Origin of the sequence: Natrinema sp. 1APR25-10V2 (assembly GCF_031626495.1) — an archaeon.
In the GTDB taxonomy this organism is placed as follows: domain Archaea; phylum Halobacteriota; class Halobacteria; order Halobacteriales; family Natrialbaceae; genus Natrinema.
Genome location: NZ_JAMQOJ010000002.1, coordinates 711,230 through 726,347, shown reverse-complemented (window position 1 = coordinate 726,347; position 15,118 = coordinate 711,230). Strand labels below are relative to the sequence as shown.

15 protein-coding genes and 2 pseudogenes are annotated in these 15,118 nt (G+C 63.9%); 9 read left to right on the top strand and 8 right to left on the bottom strand.

Features of this window, described 5'->3' with window-relative positions:
• The 3 genes and pseudogenes from NDO75_RS09335 to NDO75_RS09325 all read right to left on the bottom strand — a co-directional run.
• Positions 1-70, bottom strand: a pseudogene (locus NDO75_RS09335) (IS6 family transposase); the annotation flags it as partial.
• Positions 71-565: 495 nt separating this feature from the next.
• Positions 566-1,030 (bottom strand): HTH-type transcriptional regulator Lrp, encoded by a 465-nt coding sequence (lrp, locus tag NDO75_RS09330; protein WP_310905878.1) that lies wholly within the window; start codon positions 1,028-1,030, stop codon positions 566-568.
• Between the two features lie 183 nt (positions 1,031-1,213).
• A complete protein-coding gene (locus tag NDO75_RS09325) occupies positions 1,214-1,789 on the bottom strand; it encodes a hypothetical protein (RefSeq protein ID WP_310905877.1) in 576 nt (191 codons plus the stop codon).
• Positions 1,790-2,078: 289 nt separating this feature from the next.
• Here NDO75_RS09325 and NDO75_RS09320 point away from each other — a divergent pair, with 289 nt between their 5' ends.
• Positions 2,079-3,299, top strand: a complete 1,221-nt coding sequence (locus NDO75_RS09320; RefSeq protein ID WP_310905876.1) for an FAD-dependent oxidoreductase — start codon at positions 2,079-2,081, stop codon at positions 3,297-3,299.
• Positions 3,300-3,375: 76 nt separating this feature from the next.
• Here the strand turns inward: NDO75_RS09320 and NDO75_RS09315 are convergent, their stop codons facing one another.
• Positions 3,376-3,735: a helix-turn-helix domain-containing protein gene (locus NDO75_RS09315; protein ID WP_310905875.1), complete on the bottom strand. Its 360-nt coding sequence runs from the start codon at positions 3,733-3,735 to the stop codon at positions 3,376-3,378.
• 144 nt (positions 3,736-3,879) lie between these two features.
• On the opposite strand from NDO75_RS09315, the gene NDO75_RS09310 reads away from it, so the two are divergent.
• The 3 genes from NDO75_RS09310 (at position 3,880) to NDO75_RS09300 (ending at position 6,936) form a co-directional block, all read left to right on the top strand.
• A complete protein-coding gene (locus NDO75_RS09310) occupies positions 3,880-4,569 on the top strand; it encodes a cob(I)yrinic acid a,c-diamide adenosyltransferase (protein WP_310905874.1) in 690 nt (229 codons plus the stop codon).
• A 112-nt stretch (positions 4,570-4,681) separates the two neighbouring features.
• Positions 4,682-5,449 carry an ABC transporter ATP-binding protein gene (locus NDO75_RS09305; protein ID WP_310905873.1) on the top strand — a complete coding sequence of 256 codons (768 nt, stop codon included), beginning with the start codon at positions 4,682-4,684 and terminating at the stop codon, positions 5,447-5,449.
• A complete protein-coding gene (locus tag NDO75_RS09300; protein ID WP_310905872.1) occupies positions 5,446-6,936 on the top strand; it encodes a hypothetical protein in 1,491 nt (496 codons plus the stop codon). Before NDO75_RS09305 ends, NDO75_RS09300 begins: the two co-directional genes overlap by 4 nt.
• Positions 6,937-7,047: 111 nt before the next feature.
• Here the strand turns inward: NDO75_RS09300 and NDO75_RS09295 are convergent.
• The 3 genes and pseudogenes from NDO75_RS09295 to NDO75_RS09285 all read right to left on the bottom strand — a co-directional run.
• Positions 7,048-7,155, bottom strand: a pseudogene (locus NDO75_RS09295) (IS1595 family transposase); the annotation flags it as partial.
• A 25-nt stretch (positions 7,156-7,180) separates the two neighbouring features.
• On the bottom strand, positions 7,181-7,525 hold the full coding sequence (locus NDO75_RS09290) for a hypothetical protein (RefSeq protein ID WP_310905871.1): 345 nt from the start codon (positions 7,523-7,525) through the stop codon (positions 7,181-7,183).
• Positions 7,526-7,647: 122 nt separating this feature from the next.
• Complete coding sequence (locus NDO75_RS09285; protein ID WP_310905870.1) at positions 7,648-8,487, bottom strand: hypothetical protein; 840 nt, start codon at positions 8,485-8,487, stop codon at positions 7,648-7,650.
• 437 nt (positions 8,488-8,924) lie between these two features.
• Between NDO75_RS09285 and NDO75_RS09280 the strand changes: the two genes are divergently transcribed.
• Entirely contained in the window at positions 8,925-10,529 is a 1,605-nt protein-coding gene (locus NDO75_RS09280; RefSeq protein ID WP_310905869.1) for a cobyric acid synthase, read from the top strand.
• A 16-nt stretch (positions 10,530-10,545) separates the two neighbouring features.
• Here NDO75_RS09280 and NDO75_RS09275 read toward each other — a convergent pair whose 3' ends face one another.
• Positions 10,546-10,935, bottom strand: a complete 390-nt coding sequence (locus tag NDO75_RS09275; protein ID WP_310905868.1) for a CopG family transcriptional regulator — start codon at positions 10,933-10,935, stop codon at positions 10,546-10,548.
• Positions 10,936-11,108: 173 nt separating this feature from the next.
• On the opposite strand from NDO75_RS09275, the gene NDO75_RS09270 reads away from it, so the two are divergent.
• From NDO75_RS09270 to NDO75_RS09255, 4 genes are all read left to right on the top strand, one after another.
• Positions 11,109-11,810 (top strand): hypothetical protein, encoded by a 702-nt coding sequence (locus NDO75_RS09270; protein ID WP_310905867.1) that lies wholly within the window; start codon positions 11,109-11,111, stop codon positions 11,808-11,810.
• 108 nt (positions 11,811-11,918) lie between these two features.
• The gene (locus NDO75_RS09265; protein WP_310905866.1) at positions 11,919-12,170 is read left to right on the top strand and encodes an MTH865 family protein; all 252 of its coding nucleotides are present in this window, start codon (positions 11,919-11,921) and stop codon (positions 12,168-12,170) included.
• Positions 12,171-12,437: 267 nt separating this feature from the next.
• Complete coding sequence (locus tag NDO75_RS09260; RefSeq protein ID WP_310905865.1) at positions 12,438-14,543, top strand: bacterio-opsin activator domain-containing protein; 2,106 nt, start codon at positions 12,438-12,440, stop codon at positions 14,541-14,543.
• Between the two features lie 111 nt (positions 14,544-14,654).
• Positions 14,655-15,026, top strand: a complete 372-nt coding sequence (locus tag NDO75_RS09255; RefSeq protein ID WP_310905864.1) for a hypothetical protein — start codon at positions 14,655-14,657, stop codon at positions 15,024-15,026.
• Positions 15,027-15,118 lie beyond the last annotated feature (92 nt).

Here is a 15,118-nt window from a genome sequence, read left to right as displayed (position 1 = left end):
TCCGCTCACGCTCCCAAGCTTCATCCAATTCCGCCGCGTAGCACTCGCTGAGCAGGTCTGCGAGCATCATAGCCAAACTAGCTCTACGACCTGCTCGCTTCTCAAACCGCGCTAACTAGACGGTGCCATTTGCACTGCTATGATACCGGGCTAGTAATACCGGAGGGCCAGTCAATTCAGTTCGACGATAGAAGCATCGAATTGAGTCGTGAGGCGAAGGAAATAATAACTGAGGCGAGTGACAGTTGCAGACAGGCAGTTGGCGGTCTGTTGCGGTCACTGAACGTATATAGTCTGGATTGTGAAACTATCCACGTTCGCAAACGATAGTAATCACAACTGATCGGACGCCGTAAATCCGCCTCGACGATACCGGTCGTATCGATGATCGAATCAATAGCGCCGGCCGCCGTAGCCGACGCCAGTTGCGCCCTCTCGTGTCAACATTTCCCGAAGGCGAAAACCGCGTTTAGGCCGTTAATCGTAGCGCGCCGGATCACGCTCCGAGACGATAGCACGGCAGTCCGCGAGAAGTAATACCAAGTACCACTCCGGTCTTGGCCCGTTACTCGTCGGATTCCGTCCCGAGTTCGAACTGATTGTTTTCGGTGACTGTATTGAGAACGATACTCGTGTTCGACTGGTTAATGTCCGGGTCGGTGATCAGGCTCTTGATCTGGTCGTTCATGTCGTCCGTATCGGTGAACTTACCGATAGCGATCACGTCGTAGTCACCGGTCACCTCGTAGACCGAGATCATCTGGTTGTGGTCTTTCAGCGTCTCGGTGATCTCGGGCAGTGCGCTCCCCTCGGCTTTGAGTTGCATGACCGCAGTAACGTCGTAACCGACTGCATCGTAGTCGACCTTCGGCGTATAGCCGTTGATAACGCCCGAATCCTCGAGATCCGACAGGTGGTTGGAGACGGTGGTAACGGAGACGTCGAGCTCTTCGGCGAGGCTGCGAAGGCTCGTTCGACCGTTGTCGATCAGTTCGTTCACGAGATCTTCGTCCAAGTTTTCGTAGGTCATTATGTACTATATATCGACCACGGTATTAGGATCTTACGAATATCCAGTTATAGCCGTTCGTACTGTGAAGGTTTGCATCGGTCCACGTCCGATTTGAGCGATCGGCGATCCGTCGGCGACCACGTTTTCCGCAACGGGTCGCCAGAGTCGCGGGACGATCCGTCGAGACGGCGCTCGACCGACTCAGGCGACCAGTCCCAGTACCGCCCTGACGCTGCCGATTATCAGCCTGTCGACGGACCGGGCTGCGATCCCGAAGGAGACGAAAAAGACGATCAGAACGGCGATTTCGACGGGCACGAGCGCCTCGACCTCGAGCGCCGCGACGACGGGAATCGAGGAGACGATCGTTTCCAGAGCGGTATCGAACGTCCACGCCGCGACGAAGCCGGCGACGACCGCCGCAATCAGATGTCCGACCAGCCGTATCAGGGACGTATGCAAGCGGGCCGGCCGCCGTGGACGGACGGCGGCGTGGGTGAGGACGCCGAGTGCGGCGAGCTGACGCCGGAGGTGCTCGAGGACGGTCACGGCCAGAACTCCCCAGAGCGTGATCGCCAGCCCCAGTCCGACGAGCGACGGCGACGCTTCCGGCAGCGCCTCGGTGAGGACGTCGACGATCGCCGGCGTCGCGCTGTCCACGACGACGTAAAACAGACCGTAGCCGAGGACCGCATCGATGGGGCCGTACGCCGGAAATCGAATCGCCCTCCCGTCGTCGGGACCGGAACGAGGGGGCGCATCGGTGGCGGTGCTCATACCCCGTCGACACCGGACGCAATCATCAAAGGCCGTGTCGACTTTCGGCATGCGAGAGCGCGAGCGATCGGCCGTCGACCGGAAGCTTCGGTACCGGCGCGGACCCGGATTCGACGGCGACGGTTTCGTCCCATCGGAACTATAGTAGCTACTGACAGCCACTGCACACCCGATCGCACAGTCCGCGGTTCTCGCTCTCGCTGCTCGCTCCGACCCGCGCTTCCGTCGTGCGGTCGGGTGTACATCGCTTCGGCTGTTACTATAACAATCCAGGCCACCAACGATCGGTATGGACAGTCGACCGGACGTGCTCGTAATCGGCGGCGGTGCGACCGGTGCGGGAATCGCCAGAGACCTCGCGCTCAGGGGAGTAGACACGATGCTCGTCGACCGGGACGGACTTTCGGCGGGGACGTCGGGCCGCTCCCACGGCCTGCTCCACAGCGGGGCGCGGTACGCCGAGGCCGACGGCCCGGAGGCCAGAGAGTGCCTCGAAGAGAACCGCATCTTGCGACGGATCGCGGGCGCGTGCGTTCGAGAGACGCGCGGGCTCTTCGTCCAGTTGGCCGGCGACGATCCGGCGTACTTCGAGGCGAAGCGCGACGCCTGCGACGACGCCGGGATTCCGATCGAAGTCGTCGACGGCGACGTGGCTCGAACGGAGGTTCCAGACCTCGCCGCCGACGCCGAGCGGGCGATGTGGGTTCCCGACGGCGTGGTCTACCCGTCACGGCTGGTCGCGGCCAACGCGGCGGATGCGAGAGCGCACGGCGCACGGATCCTGCCTCACGCGCCGGTCGAGTCGATGACCCGCGCGGACGGCCGGATCGAGAGCGTGACGCTCGGCGGCGACGCCAACGAGACGATTCGCCCGCGGTACGTGGTCAACGCGACCGGTCCGCACGCCGGCCGGATCGCCGACATGGCCGGCGTCACCGTCGAGATGCGACCCACGCGCGGCGTCATGGTCTCGGTCGCGTACGACGGCCTCGAGCCGGTGCTCAACCGCTGTCGGGAACCCGACGACGGGGACATCGTCGTCCCCCACGACGGCGAGGTCGTCCTCGGGACGACCAGCGTGGCGGTCGACGATCCCGACGACTACGAGCGGGCCGACTGGGAAGTCGAGCGGACCGTCGAGGAGTGTGCCGCGATGCTGCCGCCGGTCGCCGACGCCGACCACGTGCGGACGTGGTGGGGGGTCCGCCCGCTGTACGAACCCGACGAGGCCGCCCGCGGCGGGCGCGGCATCTCGCGGGGCTTTCATCTGCTCGACCACGATGCCGAGGGCCTCGCGAACTGCTGTAGCGTCGTCGGTGGAAAGCTGACGACCTATCGGACGATGGCCGAGTCGACGGCGAACCTCGTTTGCGATCGACTCGGCGTCGATTCCGACTGCGTCACCGCGGACCGCCGGCTCCCGGGCGCGTCGGAACCGGCGCGACTCGACGAATACGTCCACGAGTTCGACGGCCAGGGACCGACGGACGCCGATATCGTCGGCCGGTAGCGCGCCGGAACCCGACCGGGACTGCTGGACCGTCGGGGTTCGAAAACGAGCGAGACGGTGTCGTCGCGGTAGACGATCAGAACTCCTGTGTGATCTCCGACCAGAGGCCCAGGTTCGACGAACGGTCGATCTCGACGCGCAACTCGTTGGCGTCGTCGAACCCGATCGAGATCCGCTCGAGGTTGGCGACGTACCGGGCCTTCTGATGGCGACCGCGGCGGATGCCGCCGGCCTCCTCGACCAGCCCAGCATCGGATAGCGCGTCGAGTTTGCGGTAGGTCGTCGAGAGCGGCCGGTCCGTCGCTTCGGCGACCTCGTGGACCGTCATCGGCTCCTCGAGCACCGTGATGATCTCCCGGCAGTCACCGTCGTCGAGCGCGGCGATGACACACTCGAGGTCGGGAGCATCGTCGGACGAGGAGAACTCGAGTGACATTGGGTGCAGCGACGTTAGGAGCGAAGCCTAAAGACACGTTTGGTTACAAGTGTCACTGGAACGGCACCGAGCGATCGGGTTCGATTGCGCGCGCTACTGATCGATTGGGGCAACTACATGAGCGACCGGGCCGACCGACCGCGTATGAGCGACGACCGACAATCCGAGTCGACGATCGAGAACACGCCCGGCCAGGGGCGGACGCCCGAAGCGGAGCGGATCGAACCGGCCGCGCCGGAGGAGTTCGGCCTCGTTCAGGTCTGGTGGGGCGACGGCAAGGGAAAGACGACGGCCACGCTCGGCATGGGAATGCGCGCTGCCGGCCACGGCTACCGCGTTCACATGCTCCAGTTCATGAAAGGCGGGGCCTCGAGCGTCGACGCCGTTCGCGGCGAGTACAACGCGATCGCCGCCCTGCCGGGGATCAGCTACGAGAACCTCGGCCACTACGGCTGGCACGGGATGGCCGACGGCAGCGACGAGGCCGACCACGAGGCCCAGGCCCAGGCCGGCCTCGAGCGCGCACGGGAACTGCTCGAGGCGGCCGACGAGGCCGACCTCGGCCAGCCGATCGATCTCGACGCGGAACCGGACGCAGGCGTCCACATGCTGATCCTGGACGAAATTCTCTACGCCGCGGATCGCGGCCTGCTCTCGGAGGGCGACGTTCTCGATCTCGTCGACGCGAAACCCGACGACCTCGAGTTGATTCTCTCCGGGAGCCACGCCGAACCCGACTACCTCGCGGACCGCGCCGACCTGATTACAAACGTCCGGAAGGTGAAACATCCGATCGACGACGGGCAGCGGGCACGACGCGGAACCGAGTTCTGATCAGCGCGGCCGTCGTGGTCGCTGGATACCCGACTCGAGACGCAACGTCGCGCTGTCACTACCATCCTACCAACACAGTTATTATCAGTTCCTGAGAACGGTTCGACGTTCAATGGGTGCAATTCGGGTCAACGGACTGCGCAAGTCCTACGGAGCCGTCGAGGCGGTCGCCGGGATGGACTTCACCGTCGAGCGCGGGGAGCTGTACGGGTTTCTCGGGCCGAACGGGGCCGGAAAGACCACGACGATTCGGACGCTGACCGGCCAGATCCAGCCGGACGCGGGCGAGGTACGCGTCCTCGGGACCGATCCGGTCGCGGAACCGATCGAGACGCGCCGGCGAGTCGGGATTCTGCCGGAACAGGGGTCGCCGCCGAGTTTCCTCACGCCGCGGGAGTACTTCGAGTTCGTCGGCGAGGTGCGGGATCTTCCTGCCGAGCGCGTCGCCGACCGAACCGCCGACTGGGCGCAGCGACTCGGCTTCGAGAGCAAGCTCGACACCTTACACACCGACCTCTCCCGCGGCCAGCAACAGAAGGTGATGATCACGCAGGCGTTCCTCCACGAGCCGGACGTGGTCTTCATCGACGAACCGCTGGCGAACCTCGACCCACTCGTCCAGGAGCAGGTCAAGCGGTTCCTCGTCTCCTACGCGACCGGCGACAACGCCGTCTTCGTCTCGACGCACAACATCGACGTCGCCGAGGAGATCTGTACCCGCGTGGGAATCGTCGCCGACGGCCAGCTCGTCACCGAGCGGTCGCTGGACGGCGGCCGGGACGACGATGAATCCCTGCTCGAGCTCTTCCTCGAGCGCGTCGAGGGCGAGGCTGCGCGAGACATGCCGACGCTCGAGGCGACCGACGGGGCGAACGGATGACCGGGACCGGTACGTCGGATTCGGCGGGGCCGGCTGACGCAACCCGTTCCGGATCGGGAGCCGGGCTCTCGACGCCGCGGTTGCTCGCGATCCTCTTTCGCGAGGAGTGGCGAATGCACACCGAACTGTTCGGCGGCTGGCGATTCGCGGTCTTTCCGCTCGTCATCGTCGGTCTCGCCGTGAGCGCCACCGTCGCGCTCGTCGAGACCGGCACCGCGCCGGAGACGATCGTCGGCGGCCTCCACGCGCTCGCGCTCGGCTTCGGTCTCTACAGCGGCACCGCCGGCTTCGCCGGGTCGGACATGCTCGAGAACGTGTTCGGAAAGCTCTCTTTGCTGCTCTCGTCGTCGACGACGCTGCCGCTCTCGCGGCGGCGCTTGCTGGGCGTCTTCCTCCTGAAAGACGCCCTGTTCTACGGCGTCGCCTTCGTCTTGCCGATGGCCCTGTCGAGCGCGGCCCTCGAGGGCCTCTCCGCGTCGACGCCGCTGTCGGTCGCGCTGTTCTGGCTGTCGCTCTGTCTCGTCTTCGCGGCCGGGATGGCGGTCACCGTCGCGCTGATCGCCGTTCGGACCCAGGGTGTCCCGCCGTGGGCCATCGGGCTTGCGATCGGGCTCGCCGTCGTCGGCGGTTGGGCGACCGGGAATCTAGGTCTCGCGCAGGCCGTCTTCGTCCCGATCGAGGGCCCCGCGATGGCTGCCGTCGGACTGGCCCTCGGCACCGTCGCCGTCGCGACGGCGGCGCTCGCCGCCTACGATCCGACGTACGGCCGGCCCTCGCGAACCGCGACGGATCGATTCGCCCGGCTCAGCGGGACGCTCCCGCTCGAGGACGCCCCCCTCGTCACGAAGACGCTGCTCGACCTGGCGCGCTCCTCGGGCGGCGTCTGGAAACCGTTCGTCTCGGCGACCATCCTGCTCGCGCTGGTGGCCGCGCTCGTCGGCGTCGTCGACTCGATCACCGGCATCGCGCCCGCGCCGGGGATCTTCTTCGGCGGCGTCCTCGGCCTCTCGGCGTTTACGACGTACAACTGGCTCACCCAGTTCGACTCGCTCGAGGCCTACCTCACCTACCCCGTCTCGATCGCGGACGTCTTCCGGGCGAAACGGATCGCGTTCGTCCTCGTCGGCGCGCCGGCGGTCGCCGTGCCGTACCTCGCGGCCGTCGTCTGGTTCGACGCGACGCTCCTCGACGCGGTGGTCGGCGCGATTCTGCTCGCCGGCTACGCGCTGTACTACTACGGGCTGACCGTCTACATCGCCGGCTTCGATCCCAACGAGTTCCTCTTCGACGCGGTCCGCTTCGCGACCTTTACCGTCGGTGTCGCCGTCGCGCTCGTGCCGACGCTGGTCGCCGGCTTCGTCGTCGTCCCGCCGTCACCGGAACTCGCCGCCGCGCTCGGACTCGGCGGGATCGTCATGGGGGTCGTTGGGGCCGTCCTCTCGAGTCGCGCCGGACCGCGCTGGGACGAGCGGTACAGAACAGAGTAGCCTCTCCGGGAACACTGAATCCAGTTGGAACCTGTCGGTCGGGTCGCGGTGCAGTCTCGTACCGCTCGACCTCGTCGGTCTTCTCGACCGCTCGTAGATCGAACGTAGCCATAGCACAGGTTTGAGAATGGTTTTGAGCGCTTTGTTGCCGGGTTTTAGGCTGACGCGCTGCCGAAGCTGAACCGCTCTAACGTAGGGTGTGAGTCTGTCCTTGGAGACGCTGAGATGTCGCGAATACGTTCTTCTACCCGGGTACGTTGGAGAGATCTACCAAGGTATCCGCAGTCAACAACAGGGAAACGAAAGCGACCACGAGACCGAACCAGGAGGGAATGTCTGTGCTAAGGAACATGAGAGCACCTCCTGCAATTCCGGAGACGAACACGCCCAACTTCACGCAACGGACATCACGATTAGTAACATCAAATATGACGAATGAAAGGAATACGAATGCGACGACGGCTGGACTGATCACAGACATGTAAAGGTCACCCGTAGTCACGTAAAGGACGAGCACAATAACCGGAAATATAAGTACCTCTTGAATCCGTATCCGTTCAGCCACTCTTCTACCTACAGGTCCTCCCATAATTGAAGTGAATCGATACAGGTTCTTAATATTTCAGAAATATTTATATTTATATAATTGATATTTTTATTAATGAATTTACATTATAGAGGGACATAACCGTTAGCTACTGCGGTGCCAAGCTAGCAGCCGAATGCAGCACCACAAATAATTGCGGGCGACGCTGCACATAGCATTGCTCCCTCAACAGTAGTTACGTATCTACAGAAGACTGCACACCCACCTGTAAGCACCGGATAAGTTGTGGCGTATGGGACACACCGGCTTGCACAACCATAGAACCCCAGTTGTGACACACCCGCACATATTGCAGGGATGACTGCTTGACAGGTAGTACAGCCTATTTCACCGTGGATGCTCTGTATATTAACATCACTACTAGTGTGATATGATTGATAGCTCTCAACAACTTCAGGCGCGACAGCAACTGGCGACTTGGAACTCTGAATACTTATCGTAGAAGCTTGTTCTGAAGTATCGGGAATTTTATCATTCAGTTGACTCTGGACGACTTCGTTACTTTCACCGTAGCTGAAGAGCCGATACTGTACGTTGTCATCGGATTCGACAGACCCACGTTTCCTATGTTTGAATCGATCCCGTCTGGATGCACTAGAATATTGATCGTGAAGTGTGACTGCTCCGGCGGAGATGGGGATCCTACTTGTTCCATCACTGGTCTCGACCGAAACACCTGAGTTGACTCCTGACTCTGGTTCGTCGATAACCCCCGCGACTGCTACACCGAGATCTTGAGGGGCGGTGTTTTGCCATGTAATAGTTGGATCTTTCAGGAGGGAAACGGCGAGCGAGGGGTTGAGTGCGTTGAGTTCTTCGTCACTAGTTGTAAACTCGAGCGGCAATGGCAGCACGTCACTTACCGTCCGCCCTGTACTCTCGCTCACCTCTTGACGGAGATCGCGGAGAGCGTCAGAGTTCTTCAACACGAAGAAATCGTCCATAGCGGCAGGGCGTGTCTTAAAGCGGGTGTTAACGAACTACTGATCAGTGTCTGCAGGCGCTCTTGAATCTAGGTCTGCCGAGGCAGTGCCGGCGGCACCGATCAGAGTAGCACCACCGATCGACATTCCTCGCAGGACTTCTCGACGGTTAACGTCTTTACCAAACGTGATGCCGTCACCAGATTACATCATTTGATATCATAACTAACTAATATAAAAATTCTATTTCTATCATTAGATATTTTATTATACTACGTACTTAGACTGCGCGTGGCCCTATTAGATACAACATCTAAACTAACTTCAAACAGAGTTAGAATACTCTAAGATACTGTTCAATGTCTTGGAAACTCCTCACAGCGATACAGCGGACGGAAATCACTCAGAATGAACCGACAGGACGATACCGCCGGCCGCGAGAACACTCCCCAACGCGGATGACCAGAACGCTTCTCGTCGCCGGAACCGCGAGCCACGTCGGCAAGTCGACGGTCGCGGCCGGCCTCTGCCGCCTGCTCGCCGATCGCGGGATCGACGTCGCCCCGTTCAAGGGCCAGAACATGAGCAACAACGCCCGCGTCGTCGTACGGTCGGATGCGGCCGGCCAGCGGAGCGTCGAATCGGACGACAGCAACAGCAACCAGTGGGGCGAGATCGGCGTCTCTCAGTTCGTCCAGGCTCGAGCGGCTCGCACCACGCCGACCACGGACTGCAACCCCGTTCTCCTCAAGCCCCGCGGCGACGGCGAGAGTCAGTTGGTGTTACAGGGTGAGGCGCACGACCACGTGCCCGCCGGGACCTACTACGAGGAGTACTGGGAGCGAGCGCGCGAGGCGGCCGCGGAATCCTACCGCAGGCTGGCGGCCGACAACGACGTGATCGTCGCCGAGGGCGCGGGCAGCATCGGCGAGATCAACCTGCACGACCGCGACCTCGCGAACGTCGAGACCGCCGAATTCGCCGATGCGGATATCCTCCTGCTGGTCGACATCGAGCGCGGCGGGGCCTTCGCGAGCCTCTACGGCACCATCGAACTCGTCCCCGACGCGCTTCGCGAGCGGATCGTCGGCGCGCTCATCACGAAGTTCCGGGGCGATCCGTCGCTGCTCGAGCCCGGCATCGAGGAGATCGAGTCCCGAACGGGCGTGCCGATCCTCGGCGTCCTCCCCTACGACGATCCCGGCCTCCCGGAGGAGGACAGCGTCGGGCTCCCCGGCAGCGAGGAGCGCGGCGTCGTCGGCGACGACGACGGCGTTCCCGCGGACCGGCGGATTCGGATCGCCGTACCCCGGCTCCCCCGGATCTCGAACGCGACCGATCTCGAGGCGCTCGCGGCCGAACCCGGCGTCTCGGTGGTCTACGTGCCGGTCGACGGCAGTAGTACGACCGACCCGCTCGAGGGCGTCGACGCCGACGCGGTCGTCCTCCCGGGAACGAAGAACACGGTCGACGACCTGCTGGCGTTACACGACGCCGGCTTCGCCGACGCGCTCGCTGCCTTCGACGGGCCGATCGTCGGCGTCTGCGGCGGCTATCAGCTGCTCGGCGAGCGGATCACCAACGCCGCGCTCGAGGGGACCGGCGACGACGACGTCGTCGAGGGACTCGGTCTGCTGCCGGTCGAGACCCGATTCGAGGGGGACAAACGCCTCGAGCAGACGACGGTTCCGGTCGACGGCTCGACCTCGCCGCTCCTGACTGGGGCGGACGGGACCGCGTCGGGCTACGAGATCCACGCTGGCCGAACGCGGGCGCTCGACGAGGTGACGCGACCGCTCGGCGACTCGAGCGCTGCACGCGACCGGGTACTCGGGACCTACCTCCACGGCCTGTTCGACAACGAGTCGGTGCGGACGGCCTTCCTCGACGCCGTCTCGGCGAGTGCGGGGGTCGACAGACCGACGGCCGGCGAAGTCGATCGCTCAGCGGCGACTGCGGCGGACGGAACCGGCGCGACGGCGTCCGACCGGGCGGCGCGGCTGGTTCGCGATAACGTCGATCTAGCGGCGCTCGGCGAGCCGTTCGGGCGACTCGAGGAGTAGCAACGAGGTAGCGGCGCTACGCCGGCCCGTCGCGGTAGGTGCCGAGTAGTTCCTCGAGGATGATACACTCCTGATCGGTCTCGTCGTAGTGGGTGTCGATGAACCGTTCGGCGGCCTCGTAGTTGCCGCGCAGGCCGTATTTGCGGACGTTGATCACCGCGTCGAGGAAGAGGGTGCCACCGTCGGCCCCGAGCGCTTCGGCGTGGTCGCGCTCGTTGATGTCGAGTTCGGCCTTGATCTCGTCGAAGTTGAAGGTCTTGACCTCGTGGTCCGAATCGAGCAGGGTGAGGACGTACTCCGCGGAGAACCGATAGAACTCGGATTTGCTCTCGAACATACCGTCTTCGACGAGCTGGTCGATCTTCTCGACCACGTCGTCGGGGTACCTGACGGTATCCTTCGCCATGTCGGCGTACTTTTCGCTGCTCGCTAATTACTGTTACGGAGACCTGTCGGAATCGACACGATTTCGGCGGCGGTCCCGCGGGGCGCGCTTTCCACGGGCCTCGAGTCCGTATCGAATCTCGAAACGGAACGAACGTTAAAGGGACCGGCCCGGGTTCACCCACACGAGTAGGTGTGATCGACGTGTATCCGGGTGTCGTCCTCAGCTCCCTCCCGTGGTGGATCGCAGCGCCGCTGGTCCAGCTCGCGATCCTCGTCGCCGGGATGGCGCTCGACGAGACGTACGTCAATCGGACGACGGTGTTTACCGGTGCGATCGCGGTGCACGTCCACGGGCTAGTCGCCGGCGACGTCGGCCTGTTGGTCGGCCTCTACGCCGACATCGGACTGGTAGTTGGCGCGTACGGGCTCTACGCCTACGTCGTCGACGGCTACGTCGGTGCCGCCTTCCGGCTCGTCGCGTTTTTCGTCTATTCGCCGCTGGCGGCCTTTCTCGTGATCCTGACGGCCGGCCCGACGCTGTTCGGTATCGAGCCGCTGTTCGTCCCGGCGCTCGCGCTGGCCGGGTACGCGAACGTGCAACTTCGCGAGTACCTCGCGCCGAACGACCCCTACTACTTCGGCCCCGAATCCGAGGCGGCGTTCGAAGCGACGGTCGGTTCGGAATCCGGGGACGGTTCGAACTCGAGTAGCGATGCGGCGCAGGCGACCGACGGATCGACCGCGGCTGGGACCGCCGCGAGCGCCGGCGGGGCGACCGCCGACTCTCTCGATGGGCGCAACGACGCCGAGATCGACCCACCGGGTGCCGAGCCGACCGCGGCCAGTGACTCGAGCGAGCGGGGTATCCTGCCCGAGTTTATGCGTCGCCTGTAGGGAAGTCCCGCCGGACGACCGCACACCGACCTCGACTGGCGATCCGACCATCGCGAACTACCAACTACCTTCGGATTTATTATTTCCGCTGTCGAACCGGTGACTGGTATGGTCGACGAAGCCGAACTCCGCGAGCAGCTGATCGACGCGTTCGAAGACGCCGACTATCCGGTTTCCGGGCCGATGGAACTCGTTCCGGCACTTCCCGACGGTCCGAGCACGACGTTCGAGTCCGGCGAGTTCTCGATGACGGCGATGGAGCTGAACGCCAAGACCTCCGGCGGCGATTTCCCTTACGACGGCGTCGAGCCCCTCGTCGACGACCTGCTCGAGGAACTGCGAGAACGCGGGGAACTGTGAGTTGTCGGTCGCTGGAAGTACAACGAGAGTCGGCGACGCCTCGGACGACTCGACGCTGCCCGGACGGTCCTCGAGCCGGTAACGACCGACGGGAAACCGCGCTGTAACCGGACGACTGGCCGGCTTCAGAACGTCGCGCTCGTGACCGGCCGCACACCAACGTGTCAGCCCACGACCAGCAGGCTTTTATTCTACGCCGGTGTCACGATACAAAAGAGCGGCTGCGGACGGGGTCGATGGAATCGGGCAGATGGGGAACGAAAACGAATGACCACACCACACCGAGCGAAACCGATAATCATCGTGACCGACGCCACGACCCAGGAGAGCCATCTCCGGGCGCGACTCGAGAAAGCGACCGATCGCGACGTCCGGACGACGCCAGCGACCGACGCGCTCGAGACCATCGTCGGATCGCCGGGCGACCGTCTCGAGACGGCGGCGGACGGGGCTACCCCTCACTGGGAGACCGACGGCTCGGGGTCGACCGAGGCGGACGACCGTTCCCCGACCGACGTCCCAGCGTCAGCAACCGACGCCGAATCGGCCGCCGAGCCGGGTGCGGTCATCGTCGAACTCGAGTGTCCCGGCGAGATCCAGACGATCCTGCAGCGCGTTCACGCACGTTTTCCGACGGTACCGACGATCGTCGCGCCGCGGGAGGGAAACGAACAGCTCGCAACCGTTGCGCTTCGGGCCGATGCGACCGAATACGTCTCGACGGAACGCGACGAAGATCCGATCGATCGCGTCGTCTCGACGCTTCAATCGCAACCTGTGTCGGGCGGCGATGGCGGTCGATACCATCGGATTCTCGCGAACGAGCTGCCGGACGAGGCCTTCGTGATCGGCGAGGATGGTACCTATCTCGAGGCGAAGGTGCGGCCCGATTCGGCGGACCTCTCCTCCATTTCCGCCGACGAACTGACCGGGAACACGCTGACGGACGCGTTTCCGGATCAGGTGGCCGCGAAGCTACAGGACTGTATCGATCGCGCGATCCGGACCGACGACGTGCAGTCCGTCGAATACGAAGTGGAAACGGCCGACGGCCGACGGCAGTTCGAGGGTCGCGTCGTCCCGATCGAACAGTTGATCGGCGGCCGACGCGCGGTCGTCTGGCTCGCCCGCGATATCACCGAGCGCGTCCAGCGAGAACGCAAGCTCCGATCGCGGCAGGATCAACTCGAGACGCTCAATCGGATCAACGCGGTCGTCCGACAGGTGATCGAAACGCTGGTCGAGGCACCGGCGCGGGACGCCGTCGAACGCGAGGTTTGCGAACAGCTCGTCGACTCCGAGCTGTACTGTGGCTCGTGGATCGCCGAGCAGACGGGCGACGGCCGACTTTCCTTCCGCACCGGTGCGGGCGAGGCAACTGCCTCGCTGGACCTCGTGCGCGATCTCACTATCGGTTGCGAGTGCCCGGCCACGGAAGCGGCACGAACTGGCGAGCTCCGGACGGCAAACCGTATCCTCGAGGACGGGCTCATTCCCGACCCGGTCCGGGAGGCGGCCCGCGAGGACGACGTGCGATCCGCAATCGCCGTGCCGATCACGCACGAAGACGCGACCTACGGCGTTCTCACCGTCCTCGCGAGCCGGGACGACGCCTTCAGCGAGCGCGAGCGAGCCGGATTTCGCCTGCTCGGCGAGACGATCGGCTTCACGATCATGGCCGTAAAGAACCGACAACTGCTCTTTGCCGACACCGTCGCCGAACTCGAGTTCCAGATCGATGGCGGCGACACGTTCTCGTTCGATCTCTCGGCGGAATACGGCTGTACCTGCGCGCTCGAGTGGGCCGGAACCACGGCGGACGGCCGCACCTTTCAGTACGTGACGATCGAGGGGCTCGACGGTGAGACGGTCCTCGATGAGGCGATGGCCCACGACTCCGTCGAAGAGTGTCGACTCATCCACGACGGGGACGAGGGCTGTACGATCGAGATGCGGCTCTCGGAGTCGGGCGTGCGGACGCTCGCCAACCACGGCGCGACGATCCGCGACGTGACGGTCGAAGACGGCGTCGGGAACTGTCTGGTCGAGGTGTCACAGGACGCCGACGTGCGAGAGATCGCCGAGGCGTTGACGCTCATCTACGAGAACACGCGACTGATCGCGCGTCGGGAAGTCGATCGACCGGTTCGAACGGCCGCCGAGCGCCGAAACCGGATCCTCGATCATCTCACCGATCGCCAGCTTACGACGCTGCGACTCGCCTACTACGGCGGCTTCTTCGACTGGCCGCGGGAGAGCACCGGCGAGGAGATCGCCGAGGCGATGGACATCTCGCCGCCGACGATGCACCAGCACCTTCGAAAGGGGCTCAAAGCGGTTCTCGGGGAGTTCTTCGAGGGTGACGAGTACTGACATCGGGACGGACGTCGCTCGATTCGGTATCGATCCGTGGCGGTCGTCAATCGTGCACCGATAGAGTATTCACTACCGACTGACGGTCACGATTTCTTAAAATTCACCTATATGAACCCGAGCGGCGATGGCGGTGTCGCGGCCTCTCCCAACGGAGATGACGAGGAGCGTTCGGACGACGCCACGCCCCGATCGGGTGCCGAACCCGGGCCGTACATGGTAGCCCGCCCGTTCGAGGGCCTCTTCGAGGGATCGAACGGCCGCTATTACACCGACTGGCAGGTTCGGGAGCGCCATCGCACGGGCGAGTGGCGGCTTTGCATTCGGCAGCGAACGCCGGACCGGCGACTGGTCGAGACCGGGGACGGTGCGTTGTTGCTGCTCACGCCGACTGACGCCGACGCACTGCCCGCCGGCGTCGAGATTCGCGTGGCCGACGGCTGTGCGCGCGTCGTCGATACTCGCCGCCGGGTCTCGGAGTAGCTGCGATCGGGTACGGGGGTCGCACGGGCCTGCCGACCGCAGTCAGCGACCGCACCGGCGAGTGGCGGGCACCGATTTAACGCGTGGCCATG

Coding starts and splice junctions, on each gene's coding strand:
- lrp (WP_310905878.1), bottom strand. CDS start 1,030: ATGACCTACGAAAACTTGGACGAAGATCTCGTGAACGAACTGATCGAC.
- NDO75_RS09325 (WP_310905877.1), bottom strand. CDS start 1,789: ATGAGCACCGCCACCGATGCGCCCCCTCGTTCCGGTCCCGACGACGGG.
- NDO75_RS09320 (WP_310905876.1), top strand. CDS start 2,079: ATGGACAGTCGACCGGACGTGCTCGTAATCGGCGGCGGTGCGACCGGT.
- NDO75_RS09315 (WP_310905875.1), bottom strand. CDS start 3,735: ATGTCACTCGAGTTCTCCTCGTCCGACGATGCTCCCGACCTCGAGTGT.
- NDO75_RS09310 (WP_310905874.1), top strand. CDS start 3,880: ATGAGCGACGACCGACAATCCGAGTCGACGATCGAGAACACGCCCGGC.
- NDO75_RS09305 (WP_310905873.1), top strand. CDS start 4,682: ATGGGTGCAATTCGGGTCAACGGACTGCGCAAGTCCTACGGAGCCGTC.
- NDO75_RS09300 (WP_310905872.1), top strand. CDS start 5,446: ATGACCGGGACCGGTACGTCGGATTCGGCGGGGCCGGCTGACGCAACC.
- NDO75_RS09290 (WP_310905871.1), bottom strand. CDS start 7,525: ATGGGAGGACCTGTAGGTAGAAGAGTGGCTGAACGGATACGGATTCAA.
- NDO75_RS09285 (WP_310905870.1), bottom strand. CDS start 8,487: ATGGACGATTTCTTCGTGTTGAAGAACTCTGACGCTCTCCGCGATCTC.
- NDO75_RS09280 (WP_310905869.1), top strand. CDS start 8,925: ATGACCAGAACGCTTCTCGTCGCCGGAACCGCGAGCCACGTCGGCAAG.
- NDO75_RS09275 (WP_310905868.1), bottom strand. CDS start 10,935: ATGGCGAAGGATACCGTCAGGTACCCCGACGACGTGGTCGAGAAGATC.
- NDO75_RS09265 (WP_310905866.1), top strand. CDS start 11,919: ATGGTCGACGAAGCCGAACTCCGCGAGCAGCTGATCGACGCGTTCGAA.
- NDO75_RS09260 (WP_310905865.1), top strand. CDS start 12,438: ATGACCACACCACACCGAGCGAAACCGATAATCATCGTGACCGACGCC.
- NDO75_RS09255 (WP_310905864.1), top strand. CDS start 14,655: ATGAACCCGAGCGGCGATGGCGGTGTCGCGGCCTCTCCCAACGGAGAT.